Annotated in this window: 12 protein-coding genes; 5 read left to right on the top strand and 7 right to left on the bottom strand. The window is 56.4% G+C overall.

Annotated features, from left to right (window positions below; all coding sequences use genetic code 11):
* Positions 1-88 precede the first annotated feature (88 nt).
* Together CFB02_RS15250 and CFB02_RS15245 are read right to left on the bottom strand one after the other, a co-directional pair.
* Positions 89-2,401 (bottom strand): choice-of-anchor F family protein, encoded by a 2,313-nt coding sequence (locus tag CFB02_RS15250; RefSeq protein WP_088558674.1) that lies wholly within the window; start codon positions 2,399-2,401, stop codon positions 89-91.
* Positions 2,402-2,851: 450 nt separating this feature from the next.
* On the bottom strand, positions 2,852-3,964 hold the full coding sequence (locus tag CFB02_RS15245; protein ID WP_088558673.1) for an NADH:flavin oxidoreductase: 1,113 nt from the start codon (positions 3,962-3,964) through the stop codon (positions 2,852-2,854).
* Between the two features lie 89 nt (positions 3,965-4,053).
* On the opposite strand from CFB02_RS15245, the gene CFB02_RS15240 reads away from it, so the two are divergent.
* On the top strand, positions 4,054-4,524 hold the full coding sequence (locus tag CFB02_RS15240) for a winged helix-turn-helix transcriptional regulator (protein ID WP_014578755.1): 471 nt from the start codon (positions 4,054-4,056) through the stop codon (positions 4,522-4,524).
* 167 nt (positions 4,525-4,691) lie between these two features.
* Positions 4,692-5,432 (top strand): OmpW/AlkL family protein, encoded by a 741-nt coding sequence (locus CFB02_RS15235; protein WP_088558672.1) that lies wholly within the window; start codon positions 4,692-4,694, stop codon positions 5,430-5,432.
* A 137-nt stretch (positions 5,433-5,569) separates the two neighbouring features.
* On the opposite strand, the gene CFB02_RS15230 is transcribed toward CFB02_RS15235, so the two are convergent.
* Complete coding sequence (locus CFB02_RS15230; RefSeq protein ID WP_088558671.1) at positions 5,570-7,441, bottom strand: hypothetical protein; 1,872 nt, start codon at positions 7,439-7,441, stop codon at positions 5,570-5,572.
* Positions 7,442-7,637: 196 nt separating this feature from the next.
* Here CFB02_RS15230 and CFB02_RS15225 point away from each other — a divergent pair, with 196 nt between their 5' ends.
* Positions 7,638-9,887: a choice-of-anchor O protein gene (locus tag CFB02_RS15225; protein WP_088558670.1), complete on the top strand. Its 2,250-nt coding sequence runs from the start codon at positions 7,638-7,640 to the stop codon at positions 9,885-9,887.
* Between the two features lie 63 nt (positions 9,888-9,950).
* Here CFB02_RS15225 and mrtJ read toward each other — a convergent pair whose 3' ends face one another.
* Both mrtJ and CFB02_RS15215 read right to left on the bottom strand, forming a co-directional pair.
* Positions 9,951-10,427, bottom strand: coding sequence for a JDVT-CTERM system glutamic-type intramembrane protease MrtJ (gene mrtJ, locus CFB02_RS15220; protein ID WP_227519243.1), 477 nt, complete (start codon positions 10,425-10,427; stop codon positions 9,951-9,953).
* 127 nt (positions 10,428-10,554) lie between these two features.
* Positions 10,555-11,877: a DEAD/DEAH box helicase gene (locus CFB02_RS15215; protein WP_014578759.1), complete on the bottom strand. Its 1,323-nt coding sequence runs from the start codon at positions 11,875-11,877 to the stop codon at positions 10,555-10,557.
* Positions 11,878-12,207: 330 nt separating this feature from the next.
* Here CFB02_RS15215 and CFB02_RS15210 point away from each other — a divergent pair, with 330 nt between their 5' ends.
* Positions 12,208-13,023 carry a TlpA disulfide reductase family protein gene (locus tag CFB02_RS15210; protein ID WP_088558668.1) on the top strand — a complete coding sequence of 272 codons (816 nt, stop codon included), beginning with the start codon at positions 12,208-12,210 and terminating at the stop codon, positions 13,021-13,023.
* Positions 13,024-13,063: 40 nt separating this feature from the next.
* Here CFB02_RS15210 and CFB02_RS15205 read toward each other — a convergent pair whose 3' ends face one another.
* Positions 13,064-13,519, bottom strand: coding sequence for a DUF302 domain-containing protein (locus tag CFB02_RS15205; protein WP_088558667.1), 456 nt, complete (start codon positions 13,517-13,519; stop codon positions 13,064-13,066).
* 180 nt (positions 13,520-13,699) lie between these two features.
* Here CFB02_RS15205 and mltF point away from each other — a divergent pair, with 180 nt between their 5' ends.
* Positions 13,700-15,073: a membrane-bound lytic murein transglycosylase MltF gene (gene mltF, locus CFB02_RS15200; protein WP_227519242.1), complete on the top strand. Its 1,374-nt coding sequence runs from the start codon at positions 13,700-13,702 to the stop codon at positions 15,071-15,073.
* Here the strand turns inward: mltF and CFB02_RS15195 are convergent, their stop codons facing one another.
* A complete protein-coding gene (locus tag CFB02_RS15195; RefSeq protein WP_088558666.1) occupies positions 15,074-16,600 on the bottom strand; it encodes a flavin-containing monooxygenase in 1,527 nt (508 codons plus the stop codon).
* Between the last annotated feature and the right edge of the window lie 61 nt (positions 16,601-16,661).

The following is a 16,661-nucleotide window of genomic DNA, read 5'->3' as shown; positions in this document are numbered from 1 at the left end:
TCAGACGCGATTACGAAGACGACAGGTTAGGCAGAAATAAAAAGGCCCCCGCAATGCGAGGGCCAGTGAGGTATCAGCTAGCTGACTTTCAGGCTTGGCTGCGCTTGCGGTACGCAAGCCCGGCGATGGCAGCCAGTGCCAGTAGCGGCAGGGTCGGGTCGAAGGGTGCACCCGGGTTGTAGCTGCATCCGAAGAGTCCACCGTCCCCGTCGGAAGGCTCTGCGGGTGGCACATAGATTTCCGGAGTATCGTCGATTCTCACGGTAACCAGAGCACTGTTCGAAACCTTGTCATTGACCGTCACCTGATAGGTAAACCGGGCAGGTACGTCGAAGGCCGTATAGTTCTCATTGGGCGTGAACACGATCGCACCATTTTCAACGACAGCTGTGCCTTGTGAAGCCGACGGTAGGTTATTTATATCAATCGTCGGTGCCCCCTCTGGCAGCGTATCGTTGGCCAGTACATCAATCGTAACGGGCGTATCGAAGAAGGTTACAGCCGAATCGTTGGCTGCCACAGGGGCATCCGGAACAGGCGGACTGTCAACCTGGATGGTTACAGTCGCAGTGTTCGACTCCACATCCGTTCCAAAGTCAACACCGTCTCCGCCATCGGCATCGGTCACCGTCACGGAATACGTGAAGCTGTCAGATCCGGAGAAGTCGGCATTCGCGGTATATTCTGCGACACCATCAACAATTTCAACGGTCCCATTGGTCGGGTCCGATTTCTTATTAACGACAACCGTAACCGCATTCGCATCAATGCGATTTTGCAGGAGTTCCTGACGCAGGATGTCATTTCCAAGGATCTCGATATCAACAGGATCAGTACCCACAGTCGTCGCAAGGTCATTCAGCGCAACTGGCGCATCCTCGTTCAAGAAACTCACCAACGGGGCAAAATTGTTTTCGTAACACGGCGGAGTTTCAAATACCTCACATGTTCGCTCATCAATCCAGCTCGGAATGTTGTTGCCGAGGTCGGTAGTAGCCAAACCGGCCTCAGCAGTGGACACGCCGGTTACACGAAGTGTGAGGTTATCGAATTTTGGCACGCCAGAATCGTCGAGAATGCCTTCACTGATATAGATGTAAACATCCATGTTCTGAGTAGCAAAGTCATCCCCAAGAATGGAGTCATAACGAACAGAATCGCCTAATAGTCCCGGGTCAATGCCCAACAGTTTCGCCGCCCATTGCTCCAGAACAGTGTCCGGAACAGTTCCAAACGGGTTCAGGCCAGAGGCATCGCCAGCAAGGCCATAGCGCCATGCGGAGCCATCCCACCAGGCTTCAAGGGCATCCGACTCACCCTCGGGATTACCCTCGTCGTAACGAGCAATCACATACGGTGCCAGCAAGTCGGGGAGAACATAGCCAAACACGCCCTGCTCCACGGTGCTGCCCATTGCCTGCGCATCTGCCATGCTGAAATGGTTCGGTGTTATCGCACCAAAAGAACCGTTCAGATTGGCATCGGTACCACTGAAAATAAACGGCGATTTTTCCGGGTCACCGCTGGTGTCCTGTGGCGGGAAAAGACCGCCGGCTGCATCGTCGAAAAAGCCCGGATCGAAGCGGTCACGAGATCCATCGTCGAAGAGCTTCGGTGAGAAGGTTGCATACCGCTCGGGTTGCCAGACCTCAATGTCAGGAGCACCGGTTTCGCCCTCAAAGAATTCTCTCGGAACGAAATTTCTCAGCTCGAAGGCTACGCCATCTTCGGCAAAATTGAACCGCTCAAAATCGGCGCCAACACCGTGGCCCAACTCAACGTTTACACCAACCCAGCGCTCATCTGTGTTGTTGATGACCTTCTGGATCACGCGATAGATTCGGCCAATACCGAATTCTTCGCGGAAAGCTGCCAGTGCTTCGCCACCATCGTCGACTGGATCCTTGACGCCACCGTAGCGGATGTCTTTCAGACCGATATCAAACACCATATCGATGGGAGTATCGGCCGTCCTGACTTCGAGGAAATAGCGCTTGGAACTGCTCGCGGGATCACTACAGGTTTTTGGAACTACCGTTCCCAGTTCCTCGTCCACGCGTTCACCGGAAGCCATGATGCAGTTATTGGTAGGGAACGCGAAATCGTCCGTGACTACCTGGATACCGGGTGCGCGACCACTGCCATCGTCGAGCGCGTAATAAACGGCAGCGGGGCTGTCCGTCCAGAGGGCATCTTCAATATCAGATGCGTTGGGGTCGGTCTGAATCGCCGTTTCGGCAGCTTGCTTGGCTGCCTCACTGGTATAGATCTGCGTTCTGGCAGAGGCGCCAGAATACCCGTCGATACCTGGCTCAACGTTCAGATAGTTGACATCGTTCCAGCCCGTCATCTGGGGCACCGGAACATCAACAAAGGTGTTGGGCGTGGGCTCCTGCGCCACCGCTGTTCCAGCAATCAGCCCGGCAAAAACCGAACCGATGAGAATATTACTCCCTGTGCAACCTGCTCCAAACCGACTTAATTTGTCAGATCTGAAGCACCCTTTAAATTTATTGTGTTGATACTTCATTGCTCACTCCCTCGTGATTCTTCGAACTGCCAATTGAATGCTAATTGATCAACGCCAAAACGAGATGCGGCATTTCGCCGCACAGTCGACCCCTTTTTACAGGGGCATCAACAAAAAAGTAGATCACTTTAAAGCAGAACAAAACATTTGACTCTGTGCAAAGCACCGAATTTGATACAGAGCAATTCGGCCGAACAGCCGCCGCCTAGGTATCACGCCGCCAACCGAAAAGGCAGGAATTTTTGAACTTGTTGGAACACAAAAAAGCCGCAGGCCCGAAGACACTGCGGCAGGTTTCGATCGCTTGATCGAAGGGGACAATCAATACAGCTTGGCTAAGGACTTCTTCGCGAACGACTCCACCTCGTTCAGTCGGCCTTCTTTCACCTTGATCAGCCATTCCGGATCCTGCAGAAGTGCCCGACCCACAGCGATCAGTTCAAACTCGTGGTTGTTCATTCGCTCCACCAGCTCATCGATGCCGGCTATCTCAACGGCTTCCTGCTTGCTGGCAAAGGTGCCGCTGATGAAATCTTCCGTCAGCCCGACACTGCCCACGGACATGGTCGGTTTACCGGAAAGCTTCTGGGTCCAGCCTGCGAGGTTCAGATCCGAGCCTTCGAACTCCGGCTCCCAGAAACGGCGGGTGGAGGCGTGGAAAATGTCGACACCTGCGTCCACCAGAGGCTTCAGGAACCGCTCAAGTTCCTCCGGGCTGTTGACCAGCCTGGCTTCGTAATCCTGCTGCTTCCACTGGGAGAACCGGAGCATGATCGGGAAGTCCGGGCCAACCCGATGACGAACCGCTTCAACGATCTCCACCACGAACCGCAGGCGGTTCTCCAGGCTGCCGCCGTACTCATCGTTGCGCTGGTTGGTACCTTCCCAGAGGAACTGGTCCAGCAAGTAGCCGTGGGCGCCATGGAGCTCGACACCATCAAAACCCAGGGCCTTGGCATCCTGGGCCGCATCGGCAAACGCTACGACAACATCCTCGATGTCTTCTTTACTCATGGCCTTGCCGTTGGGCTTGCCCGGCGCGAACAAGCCGGAAGGGCTGTATCCGGGTACCGAAGGATCCGGCGGGGTGCCCTCCTTCCTGACGGCACCCACGTGCCAGAGCTGCGGGAAAATCGCGCCGCCGAACTCATGGACCGCGTCGACCACATGCTTCCAGCCCTCAAGAGCGTCGGTGCCGTGAAACGCCGGTACATTCGGATAGCCGTTGGCGGCCGCGTGATTGACGGTCGTGCCTTCGGTAATGATGAGGCCAACGCCCGCTTCGGCCCGTCGGCGGTAATAGGACACCACGTTGTCTCCCGGAACGCCCTCCGGCGAGAAGTTACGGGTCATGGGCGCCATGGCCACCCGGTTTCGCAGTTTGAGGTTGTGAAGTTCAAACGGTTCGAAAAGCGGGCCAAGATTCATGCTCATGGTAGTATGCAACCTCACTAATTTGGTTTCGTTAAGCAACCCTATTGAATCTGGTTTTAAAATGCAACCCTATTCGGTACACTTCGTTCATGGCCAGAAAACGTTTTGATGACTCCAGCTGTTCCGTCGCCCGCGCCCTCAATGAAGTGGGCGACTGGTGGTCCCTCCTGATTGTGCTGCACGCCATGTATGGCACCCGCCGGTTCGTGGACTTCCAGCAGGAACTGGGCATTGCCAAGAACATCCTGTGTGATCGACTGGCACGGCTGGTGGACAATGAAGTGCTGCGCAAGGTGGATGTGGGCGAACATGGGTCACGCTTTGAATACCGCCTGACCGAAAAAGGCCGGGATCTTTTCCCGGTGGTTATCGCCCTTCGTCAATGGGGGGATAAATGGAACCCTGCTCCGGACGAGCCTCCGCTCGATTTGCGCGACCGCGCCACCGGCCGGCCGATTCACACGGTAGAAGTCCAGGACGCCGATGGCCAGGCCCTGTCCATCAGAGACGTGTTTGTCCCGGACGAGAGCCTGCCCGTGCGGAAAAAGAACTCTGCCTGACTATTCGCAATAACCGCAGCAATCGAATCACCGTCGGTTTTTTTGAGTTGAATCAATCCGCTGATCAAACGCGCTCACCTGCCCGGGCATTCTTGCGCTAAATCAAGTTTCCATTTCCCGATGTCATTAATCTGCAGTCATCAACGATTCAGGTTAAGGAGATGGATATGTCCCGTACATTCAAACTTGGTGTTCTGGCTGCAGCGGTAATGGCTGCTGCTCCCGCTGTTCAGGCGTACGAAGCTGGTGATTTTATCGGCCGCGTTGGTGTGGCAACGGTTGATCCGGATTCCTCAAGTGGCAACCTCAAGTCTGACGCTGTGGGCGAAATTGTTGGCGCCAGAGTTAGCGTCGATTCCGACACTCAACTTGGTCTGACTGGCACCTATATGCTGACCGACCAGCTCGCTGTGGGCATTCTGGCCGCAACTCCGTTCAAGCATGACATCAAAGGTGATGGCCCAGTCCTCGGCGGTGCCGGCAAGCTGGCTGAAACCAAACACCTGCCGCCAACCATTACGCTGCAGTACTTCCCGATGCCCAGTGGTAGTAAATTCCAGCCATACGTGGGCGCGGGCGTAAACTACACCAACTTCTTCGAAGAGAAGACCACAAGCACCCTTACCGGCGTCTATGACGGGGTTGCACAAGCCAACCTGGGAACCCCTCCCGGCACGATCACGGGCACCGACATCAAGCTGGATGACAGCTTTGGTCTGGCAGCCGAAATTGGTCTTGACTACATGATCACCGAAAACGTGGGTATCAACGCCGCAGTCTGGTGGATCGACATCGACACCGAAGCCACCATCAATGCCTACGCGGGCAACGCGGTAGCCGACACCAGCACCATCGACGTTGATATCGACCCCTGGGTCTACATGGTAGGCGTGTCCTACAAGTTCTGATTCCCGTGCCTCCGCCAGTCGCCACGGTCTGTTGGCTGGCGGAAGATGCGTTTTCCTGTGCGGGGCTCTCCGGCCCCGCTTTTTTGTGCCCCCTCATTAATTTTGTGACCGCTCATCCCTGAGCCTGTCGATGGTTACTACTGGATCTGGAAGCTGAGCTCGGCCATCACCTCGGCGGGCGGCGGGTTCAATCTGGCAATTGTCTGGAACTCATCAACCCACTCGTGCTCCCCATGCAAACCGTCGATAAACGTGGGACGGATGGATTGATAGTAAAGAGTCGTTTCCACCTGTAATGGCAAGGCCGCATCGGCACTGACCGGGATCCGGTAACGAATCGTGTCCTTGCCCTCGTTGCCAGCATTAAAGTCACTGTCTCCAGCCACCCCGACCGGGCGAACGTCCTCTGGTGCCGAGTCACTGTCGAAGCCCCTGGGAGGGATACGGTTGTCCTTCAATGAGTCTGCGGCATAGAGCAGTATATGAGTGATTTGCCCGGTCGTAGAGCCCAGGACAGCCTCGTAAACCGGCACATTCTGTTCAGAGACCACTTCACTGATGTGACGCTGATAGCAGACCGAGGAATCAAAATCGGAAGTCTTCTTCGCAGCCAGGCAGGCATCCGAAGTAAACACCGCGTCCATTGGCAAGCGATAAGATTCGTCCGGAAGCCCGCTGGTAAACACAACGTTGCCGCTGGCATCGGTGATCCGGGTTCCGACCCACATTCTCCGGGAGGGAAAACTGGTGGGGAGTTTGTGGCCGCTTTCGTTTTGAATGGTCAGATCGAAGGCCAACTCGCCGGATCCGAGGGTTCGTCCGGTTATTGATAAAGATGCAGCCGTTTTAAGGAACGCCCGGGTCAACTCTGCCGTAGCAGTGAATTCCCCCGCCTCATTGATATCGCCGCGACCGAGTTCTTCTCTGAACAGCTCCAGGGTCTCAAGCAACCAGGTATTACCACCAAGCATCACATGAGGTGAGTAAGGCTGCCTTTCGGGCCAATTGGCGTTTACCGAACCGTTCGGTCTGACCGCCAAACGGGTCAGGAAGTTCTCACTGATCCCTTCGCGCGCCATATGGCACTGCTGACAGGAACGGGTGTTGCTGCCATTGGGTCCGAAATCACTGTTGGCCCACTCGGTGTAAGGCGTCTGTTCAGGAAAGTCCTCACCGTTGGGCTGATCCGTCTCCATATCGATGGTCGGGGTGTAAAGCTCGTGGCAGCTGGCGCACTGACGTGAGTCCGACATATGCTGACCAAAAGCCGGCGTGTACCCGACCTGATTCTGCATCGCCTGCCCCTGCGGATTCTGATAGGGCCCATGGATCGTGAATGCGTCCGAATCATCCTCGGCAGGAATCTCGAAATTGCCGGAATGCACGCCATCGGGATACGCATTACCGTCCAATACACTGTCCGTTATCTGGTGGCAGGCTGTGCAACTGACCCCCTCCCGGGCATGGGGGTCAACAAGGGCCTGTTCGGCCCGATAAAACTCACCATCAAGACCTGTCCCCGTCTGATGAGCATGCGTCGTGGCCATAGGACTGTGGCAGGTCAGGCATTTGTCCTCAATGAAGCCTGCCAGATGGGGAAAAGTCTCCGCCTCATGCATCATGTTCGCCCGGAAATAAGGATCCGTGAACGCGTTCGCCATCACAGTACTTTTCCAGTCTGCGAAGGGACTGATGTCATCACCCTGGGGCGAGGGCTGATTCTCAGAGATCTGAGCATCTGGCGCCCGCAGCACAGCGGGGCTGTCACCGGGCTGACTGGCAGTATGGCACTGGCCACAATCCGCCGCCGCCAGGAAAACGCCGGTCGGACTCCAGTGCTCTATCTGGGTCGTCAGTGAGGGTAAAACCTCTCCATGCTCGGAGTCCGGATCGGTTTCTTCACTAACATCAAGCCCTGCCCCCCCGCCGCCACCGCAAGCCGTCAGGAAGATGGCCGCAAATGCGACATATCGCCGCGGGAGCACAGCGTTTTTCAGAACATTCTTCATAGTTTTCTCTCAAAATTACTCCACTATTCAGGCTGATACACAACCAGAATCCAGGTTTTGACACTGATCAAATTTCGGCCAGAACAATCCATGAGCCGTCGACACACTGCGCAAAAGTGATCTAACCTAATAATGAAAAGTAATCAATTGCAAGCTTTTGCTGAGCAGTCAGAGTCTGGTTAATGGAGTTCAAAACATGAAAAAAACACTTCTTGCTAGCGCGCTAATAACTGCCGTTGGCTCATCCGGCATGGCCTGGGGGGCAACCGGTCTGAGTTTTGGTGACACGGTTCAATTGAGTGCCAATGGCGGCGCCAATAAAACCAAACTGGTCCGGATGACCAGTGGACGGCTGGTTTCCGTTTACGGGGATTATCTCGACCCAAATTCCAACACCGTTTACGACGTCAAGGGCCAAAGCGAGCGGCCAGCCCGGGATCTCTTTGTCCGGTATTGCGACGCAGATTGTGACGATATCGCCAACTGGTCAGAACCGGAAAATATTTCCGAAACGGCCGGCAAGTCTTCAATTGCTACTGACTGGAATGGTGACGGAAACGCAGCGCCTTTTCCCGGCGACTCGGACAAGCCCAACATTTTTAACAGCGGCAACCGGATCGCTGTGACCTGGGTGGACAAATACTGCGAAGGACCAGATGGGACAACAGAGAACACATTGCAGAGAACGGTCAGTTACCTGACCCTCGAGGATCGCGAGGTTCCCTTCAGCTGCACTTATGTCGTAACCGGTACCAGTGTGGATACGCCAGAGACGAGCGAGATTATCTGGGACGAGCCGATGCAGCTATCCAGCGGGGAGCGCGACGCCAAACAGGATGTCAATCGTGGTCTGGGCACCGGCGAATGGGCCATCACTTGGCAAGAGGATCCCCGTGGCCTTCAACGCGGTGAAGCAGATGGCCCGGGCGACGGTGCTTCTGGCGCCAACGTCAGCTCTGGCACCGATATCTGGTACAGTTATGCTCTGAAAGACTGGGCCGATCAGGACGTTGTAACCGACGGAGTTCAAATCTGGTCTGAGCCAGTTCGCATAACCGACAACTTTAACGGACAGACCGCTTCCGGTAACTTTGACATTATTCAGGACGCGGATGGCCTGGTACCAGACGAGAACATTGAAAGCGGTAAAGCAGGAGCATCACGCGCGAACCTAGCGTTGCAGTTCAATTCAGAACTTGAAAGCGTTCCTCAAGTAATCGTTGCTTATGAGGAAACCAAGGGGTCGGAAGGGCTGGATGAAGGCAAGTTTATCCGCTACCACACCTTCGACTGGAATAATCCGGACGGCTGGACCGATTATGTTGATGAAAATTCAGTCCCCGCTGCCGCCGCTGGCTGCATTATCAGTGATCCGTCCTTAAATGCCCGCCGTGTCCGCTTTGTACCTCAGAAAACTCCCGGAACAGAGAGTGGTCTGCGCCTCGGCATCTTCTGGAAAGAGGGGGACTTTACCCAAGGTGGCCCCTCCGACATCATGCTGCGCAAAGGTTTCGCACTTGGTGGAAGCAATGGTTTTGCAACGGCGGATATGACGCCGGCCGTTGACCCGGCCTGCGAAACCTCGGATTATCTGACGGCCATTGGCTTGCCCAACCAGCAACGTGCCCTGAACATGAGCAGCCGGACCGAGGAGGCCCAAGCGACCAGCGACGCAGAACTCGCAACTTCCACATTGTCTGATCCCACCAACTTCAAGGTAGAAGAGAACTCGATTGCCCACCGTGGCTTACTGCGGGGCGATGATTTCTACATCGGCTATACCTACACTTCGGTGTTGGCGGAGTTGCTGTACACCAACACCAAGAACTACAACTTCTACATCCGTCGCTACGATGCGGTAGCAGGCACCTACTCTGCACCGGAAAACCTGAGCAACATTGATGACACAGGCATCAATGTTCGCGAACCCCGTCTCGTGGGCACGCCCGGTAGCACGCCGAAGTGCGAGAACGATCCGGAGGAGTGCCAGGACAAGGCCAAGTTCTACGTTGCCTGGGGCACCCAGACCAATGTCTCCGAGTGGAGCCTGGAAGAACCCAGCGAGCTGGACCTGTTTGCCGCACGCGCTGAAGACAAAGGTGATTATGTAACGCCGATCGTGCGTTTCGCTGGCGACGCGGAAGATGTGGAAGACTTCGAGTCACAGATTCGAATGACGCCGGCCGGCAACGAACTGTTCGTGGTCTGGAACGAAAACACTCCCTCAGGCACCCATGCCCTGTACCGTGAGGCAGTAACGACCGAGATTCCCGATGATGGCGGTGATGACAATGGCGATACGCCAACCGCAACCAGCAGCAGCGGTGGCGGTACCATCTTCGGCTGCAGCTACAGCCCGGGTGCTCCGTTTGACCCGACCCTGTTCCTCCTGACTGCTCTGGCCATTGGTGGTCTGACCGTGAGGAAGATCAAAGCCCGGTCATAAAAGCGAGCGGCAATAACGAAAAACCCCGGCACTTAATCCAGGCCGGGGTTTTTTCAATGGTACTCAGGAAAACAGATACCAACCCGGCAACAGGGCAGCATTATAAGCGGCATGCAAAATCACACAGGGCAGCAGCGAGTCGTACCGGTCCCGAAAATACCCAAACACCAGAGCAGGCAGGAACACCAGCCAGGCCATCAGATCGGTTCGGTAAACAAGATGCCAGGCGGTAAACAGAAACGCCGCGATAAGGTTTGCGAAGGACAGGCCGGCAAAGCGTTTCTGACCCACCGGAGTGTTAGCCAGCCAGCCCTGCACCACGCCGCGAAATGCCAGTTCTTCGATGATAGGCGCCCAGAGTACCAGTGAAAAAATCGACAACAGGTCGGCATCCTGCCAGCCACTGCCTCCGGCAAGCACTGTCAGCAAAATCCCGATCAGACAACCGATAACCAGAGCGAGCACAAACTGACCATCGGCCATGGACCGTGTTGGTCGGCTCAAGCCCAACTGTGCCCGTAGAGAGCTGGATTGATGCATAGGCGGGAATATCCTGGCCGGACTGGTTTCAGACCCTGATACTAGAGCATCCACCCTCAAAAAGTCAGGCCACCAGAAACAGAAAAACGGAGCCGAAGCTCCGTTTCTCATAACTGCCAATCAGCCTTCAGGCACTCTGGCGCTGAGCCGGACGACTCCGCTGACCACCGCCATTCTGGCTACGGCCACCGCTGCGACCACCCGGCTTGGCGCCGAAGCTCTTCGGCTTTCCGCCGGGACGACCATTGCCACCGCCGTTACCATTACGGTTACGGGCACGGCTGGGGTCGGCCTTGGCCTTGGGCTTCAGCGGCAGGTTGTTGGTCGGCTCAAAGCCTTCCACTTCCGTGCGCGGCAGCTGCTTTTTAATCAGTCTTTCGATACCGGCGAGCATCTTGCCTTCATCGGCACTGACCAGAGACAGGGCGTGACCACTTTCACCGGCACGGCCGGTACGGCCGATACGGTGCACGTAATCTTCCGGTACGTTGGGCAGTTCAAAGTTCACTACCTGGGGCAGTTGTTTGATATCCAGGCCACGGGCGGCGATATCCGTCGCCACCAGCACACGTACTTCGCCAGCTTTAAAATCCGCCAGCGCACGGGTACGGGCACCCTGTGACTTGTTGCCATGGATGGCAGCAGCCGTAATACCGTCCTTCTCCAGCTTCTGGGTCAGGCGATTGGCCCCGTGTTTGGTGCGGGTGAAAACCAGCACCTGATCCCAGCTGTTATCGCGAACCAGCTTGCTCAGCAACGCTGTTTTCTGGCTCTGGTCTACCGGATAGACAGACTGCTTGATATTTTCGGCAGAGGTATTACGAGCCGCGACTTCAACCTGAACCGGGTTATCCAGCAGACCTTCTGCCAGAGTCCGGATCTCGTTGGAGAAGGTGGCAGAGAACAGCAGGTTCTGGCGCTTGGCCGGCAACAACGAAAGGATCTTGCGGATGTCGCGGATAAAGCCCATGTCCAGCATGCGATCGGCTTCGTCCAGAACCAGGATTTCCACTTCGTTGAAGCGCACAGCATTCTGCTGATACAGGTCCATCAGACGGCCCGGTGTTGCCACCAGCACGTCCAGGCCTTTGCGCAGCTTCATCATCTGCGGATTGATTTTCACACCACCGAAGACCACAGCGGCCTTGGTCGGAATGTATTTGCTGTAAAGATTCACGCTGTCATGAACCTGCGCCGCCAGTTCACGGGTGGGCGTCAGAATCAGGGCGCGGGGGCCTTTGCCAGTGCGCGGATTTTCACCCAGACGCTGCAGCAGAGGCAGTGTAAAGCCGGCGGTTTTGCCGGTACCGGTCTGGGCTGCCGCCATAACGTCCCGGCCAGAAAGCACGGCAGGAATGGCCTGGGCCTGAATGGGAGACGGGGTTTCATAACCCTGGTCAGACGTGGCACGGACCAGCTGCTCGGACAAACCGAGTGAAGAAAAACTCATATAAGATCAACTCTTGATTGTTCTGCCTCCACGACCACCGTTTTCGGCGAATGCGGGCAGATGCCATGAACATTCATGGAATAAAAGACGACTACGGTCACGCGCCGTTATCGGGGTGACGTCCTCTGACAGGTCGTATGGAAAGGTCGCACGGGCTTAAAGCCTTAAACTGCGGAATCCCTAGAGGCAGGATGCGGGCACATTAACAGAGCCCCGGCCAATTAGCCATAGGTGATTATAATAAGCATCCGAAGGAACCTGGCACTCATCCTCAAGTCAGAGTGCTTTGATCCCCGCAACCTAACACGGATTTATAAGGAAGTTTCAGGAATGAGCGTCAGTATCGGCCCATTGAGCCTGTCCATCGGTCACCTGCTGTTAGTTATTGCCTTCGGCCTGGCTCTGCTGGTTGGAGGGATACTCGGCCGCAAATACCGGGTGCCGGTGGCCGGATCAGTGGCGGATATCTTTGTGGTAGCGATGCTGAGCGCCCGGATCGGTTTCGTGATCAGCTACTTCGAGCATTACCAGAACGACCTGCTGGGCATCATTGATATCCGGGACGGCGGTTTCGATGCGCTCTGGGGTGTCATCGGCGCCATCATCTTCACCGGCTTTCTGATGTGGCGCAGGAAATCGCAACGCAAGCCACTGGCTACGGCCGCGTTAACGGGCGCCCTGTTCTGGGCCGGTACCGCAGGCACCATTACACTGATCGAACAGCAGGCCCGCAGTATGCCGGACGTGACCCTGCGCTCGCTCAATGGTGAAGTGATCAGCCTGTCCCGGTTGGCTCCCGGCAAGCCCCTGGTGGTGAACCTCTGGGCGACCTGGTGCCCACCCTGCATCCGGGAAATGCCCGTGCTGGAGGAGGCCCAGCAGATCTACCCGGATGTCGCGTTTGTGTTTGCCAATCAGCGGGAACAGCCCGAGACCATCCGTTCCTTTCTTGAGGAAAACCGTCTGAATCTGAGCAATCTCTACCGGGACGATCAGGCTCAGCTGGCCCGGGCTGTGGGCAGCAATGGCTTACCAACCACGCTGTTTTACAACGATCATGGAGAGTTGGTTGACTCCCATATGGGCGAGCTGTCACGGGCAACCCTGGCCAGGGGCCTGGAAAAGATCCGGGCACCCGAGGAGTGAACCAGGCCAGTTGCTCCCGTTAGCCGCGGGGCGTTTTTATCTACTGGGTTGCCGCTTTGGCAAAATTTCCCAGTGCACCGCTCACTTTCCCGAGCACCTCATCGCATCCTTCGATGTCATGGCGGCCCTTCAGGTATTGCGGATCGTTGTACCCCAGCCATACATCACCGTTGGCATCCTCCCAGATAAGGGCTTTCTGGGGCAGATCAATGGCCACACTCTGGGCGCACTGCATCAGTGGCGTACCGACTTTGGGGTTGCCGAAAATAACCACTTCCGTCGGACGCAACTCCAGCCCGGCTTTTTCCGCGCCCTGCTGATGATTAACGCGGGCCATGACCGTCATGCCCTTCTCTTTTAGCACAGACTCGAGTTTGTCGGCCGTGGCTTTTACATCGTGACTGCTTTTAATCGCGACCAGTCCATCTGCGGCATTGGTGAGCGTGGCGAACAACAGAGTTGAAGCCACCAAAACCAGTCTAAAAATAGGGCGCATAACATTCTCCTGAGCGTTTGCAGAGGCTCTCAGCATAGAACATGGAGCAGCAGAGCGCTGCCACGATCGGCAGTGGGGGAGCAAACCAGATAAAAGCAATCCGGAACGGCAGATAGCGAGTACTATGATAGGGGGGTACGTGTTTATACGTAGAAAACATCCCAAGACAGGAAATTCCTGATGATGTCCCGATGGAAGTTCGCCGCGGGTCTTGTGATCCTGCCACTCCTGCTTGCCGGCTGCAGTGACGACACCAGCACCAGCCAACCGACGACAACGGATATCAAGCCACCGTCGGAAACGGGCGTACTCAAAGTAGCTACCCGCAATGGCTCCACAACCTATTACGTGGATCGGCATGAGAACCCCGTCGGTCCGGAGCACGCACTGATCAGCGCCTACGCCGAGAGTCGGGGCTGGCAGGTAGAATGGACCATGCTCGATTCCACCAGCGACGTTCTGGCGGCGTTGGAATCTGGCAACACCCATCTGGCCGCAGCGGGACTGACGCACCTCGCCTCCCGCGATGAGCGCTTTGTAAGAGGCCCGGCCCACACCGAGATTACCGAACAACTCGTCTGCCATCGCGACGCTCGGCCCATGCCCCGCAAACCTGCGGACATTCCCGGCACTGATATTGTCGTAACCGCCGGCTCCAGCTACGTTGAAACCCTGAACAAGCTGAATGAACAGCATCCGGGAATCGTTTTTGAGGAGGATGCAGATCGCACGACAGAGGTCATTCTCTCGGATGTTGCCGAACGGGATGTCGGCTGCACCGTCGCTGATTCCAACATTGTTCAGGTCATGCGCCGGCATTTCCCCCACCTGGAAGTGGCGATGACGCTAACACAGGGTCGGAATCTTGGCTGGTACATGCCCAAGGCTTCCGAAGATCTGGCCTCCGATGCCCACGAGTGGATGAATAGCGTCGAAGGCGATGAGGCCATAGGGCTGATGGAGAACCGCTACTATGCCTACATTGGCGACTTTGATTTCGTGGATCTGCGGGCCCTGAATCGACGCATTGAAGACCGCCTGCCCGATTTCATCGATCAATTCCGGGAAGCGGAGGCCAAAACCGGCATGCCCGCAGACCTGCTGGCCGCGCTGGCCTATCAGGAATCCCACTGGGACCCAGCGGCGAAATCCCCCACCGGTGTCCGCGGCATCATGATGCTGACCCGACGAACCGCCGAATCTCTGGGTGTAACCAACCGGCTCGATCCCGATGCAGCTATTGATGGTGGCGCCCGCTATCTGGCCGACCGGCACCGCCGCCTGCCAGAGACCATTCCGGAGCCAGACCGCACTTTCCTCGCGCTGGCCAGCTACAATATTGGCCGAGGGCACCTGCTGGATGCCCGGGAGCTGGCCCGGAGCCTGAACAAGAATCCGGACTCCTGGCAGGATATGACTGAGGTGTTACCCCTGAAGGCCGACAAGCGATACTATCCCAGCACCCGCTACGGATATGCTCGGGGCTATGAGCCCGTGCATTACGTGCAGCGCATTCGCAACTACCGGGATGTCATACGTTCGGCGTTTGACTGATCAGGTCCCGAACAGGGCCGAGCGCAGGGGCCGCAGGAAACCACCGGATTCCTTGTGGCTCGCGTGGGTCCGCTTGCCATCGAATTCCAGGTAGCCATCCTCAATCGGCTCGAATCGCAGGATTCTGACGTCCTCCAGATAATTCTGGGACGACTTCCAGGGCCCGTGAGTGCCCTGGCGGGGCAGGCGATCGGCGGCCCGGCGAATGTAGCCGGCATCCAGAGAGCCAAGCACCGTGTCGTCGCCGCGACTGTTCTCTGTGTCCCGGGCCACCACGGTACGATAGCCACGCTTGTCCATCAGGTTCATCAGCCGGCACAGGTACTCGGCGGCAATGTCCACCTTCAGGGTCCAGGAAATGTTGGTGTAGCCAAAAATCATGCCGGCGTTCGGCACGCCCTCCACCATGACATTCTTATAGATAATCTTGTCTTTCATCACGACTTCCTGGCCGTCCACAGTCGGCCGGATTCCACCCAGCATCTGGATATCCAGACCTGTTGCCGGGATGATGATATCCGCCTCCAGTTCCTCGCCCGATTTCAGGCGGATGCCGGTTTCCGTGAATCGGTCAATATGATCGGTGGCGATGGAAGCCTTGCCCGCTTTCATGGCCTGGAAAAGGTCCCCGTCTTTTACCACGCACAGCCGCTGATCCCAGGGATTGTAATCCGGCGTGAAGTGCCGCATGTCCGCGGTGTCCCCAACCTTGCGTTTGATAATGCCCAGGAACAGCCGGCGCATGAACTTCGGGCTCCTTCTGGAGCGCAAGTAAAGGAAACGGGAAATGGAAATATTCCGGGCCCGGGTCAGCCGATAGGCAGTCTTCTCGGGCAGAATTTTCTGCAGGAACAGGGTCACCTTGTCGGTTGAAGGCAGAGGCATCAGATAGGTGGGTGAGCGCTGCAGCATGGTGACATGAGCGGCCTGCACTGCCATTGTCGGCACCAGGGTTATGGCGGTTGCGCCGCTGCCAATAACCACCACCTTCTTGCCCGCGTAGTCGAGATCTTCCGGCCAGTGCTGTGGCTGCACAATCTGGCCACGGAAATCATTTTCACCCGGGAAGTCCGGCTTGTAGCCCTGATCATAATTGTAGTAGCCGGTACAGCCGACCATGAAGTTGGCGGTGTAGTGTTCTGTTTCGCCGGTGGCTTCGTTCAGGGCCGAGAGCTTCCAGCATTTGTCGACACCTGACCAGTCCGCTGTCTTCACCGCCAGCCCGAAGCGGATGTGGCGCTCGACATCATGCTCCCTGGCGGTCTCCGCCACATAATTCTTGATCGATGCGCCGTCGGCCAGCACCTTGCCGCCTGTCCAGGGGCGGAAATTGTAGCCGAAGGTAAACATGTCCGAATCCGAACGGATTCCCGGGTAACGGAACAGATCCCAGGTGCCACCCAGGGACTGCCGACGTTCGAGGATGGCAAACGACTTGCCGGGGCATTCACGCTTAAGATGGCATGCCATGCCAATGCCGGAAACGCCGGCGCCGATGATCAGTACATCGAAATGCTGGTTACTCATTGCCTGTCCTCTCGGATTCCAGTCCGCTTTTTATAATCAATGGCCTGCAATCAAGATAGCT

The organism is Marinobacter sp. es.042 (assembly GCF_900188315.1).
In the GTDB taxonomy this organism is placed as follows: Bacteria; Pseudomonadota; Gammaproteobacteria; order Pseudomonadales; family Oleiphilaceae; genus Marinobacter.
The sequence above is the reverse complement of the archived record's forward strand: the minus strand, read 5'-3'. Positions and strand labels throughout refer to the sequence as shown.

Excerpts from the sequence above, each read along its gene's own strand:
- CFB02_RS15245 (WP_088558673.1), bottom strand. The coding sequence starts at position 3,964 with ATGAGCATGAATCTTGGCCCGCTTTTCGAACCGTTTGAACTTCACAAC.
- CFB02_RS15240 (WP_014578755.1), top strand. The coding sequence starts at position 4,054 with ATGGCCAGAAAACGTTTTGATGACTCCAGCTGTTCCGTCGCCCGCGCC.
- CFB02_RS15235 (WP_088558672.1), top strand. The coding sequence starts at position 4,692 with ATGTCCCGTACATTCAAACTTGGTGTTCTGGCTGCAGCGGTAATGGCT.
- CFB02_RS15230 (WP_088558671.1), bottom strand. The coding sequence starts at position 7,441 with ATGAAGAATGTTCTGAAAAACGCTGTGCTCCCGCGGCGATATGTCGCA.
- CFB02_RS15225 (WP_088558670.1), top strand. The coding sequence starts at position 7,638 with ATGAAAAAAACACTTCTTGCTAGCGCGCTAATAACTGCCGTTGGCTCA.
- mrtJ (WP_227519243.1), bottom strand. The coding sequence starts at position 10,427 with ATGCATCAATCCAGCTCTCTACGGGCACAGTTGGGCTTGAGCCGACCA.
- CFB02_RS15215 (WP_014578759.1), bottom strand. The coding sequence starts at position 11,877 with ATGAGTTTTTCTTCACTCGGTTTGTCCGAGCAGCTGGTCCGTGCCACG.
- CFB02_RS15210 (WP_088558668.1), top strand. The coding sequence starts at position 12,208 with ATGAGCGTCAGTATCGGCCCATTGAGCCTGTCCATCGGTCACCTGCTG.
- CFB02_RS15205 (WP_088558667.1), bottom strand. The coding sequence starts at position 13,519 with ATGCGCCCTATTTTTAGACTGGTTTTGGTGGCTTCAACTCTGTTGTTC.
- mltF (WP_227519242.1), top strand. The coding sequence starts at position 13,700 with ATGATGTCCCGATGGAAGTTCGCCGCGGGTCTTGTGATCCTGCCACTC.
- CFB02_RS15195 (WP_088558666.1), bottom strand. The coding sequence starts at position 16,600 with ATGAGTAACCAGCATTTCGATGTACTGATCATCGGCGCCGGCGTTTCC.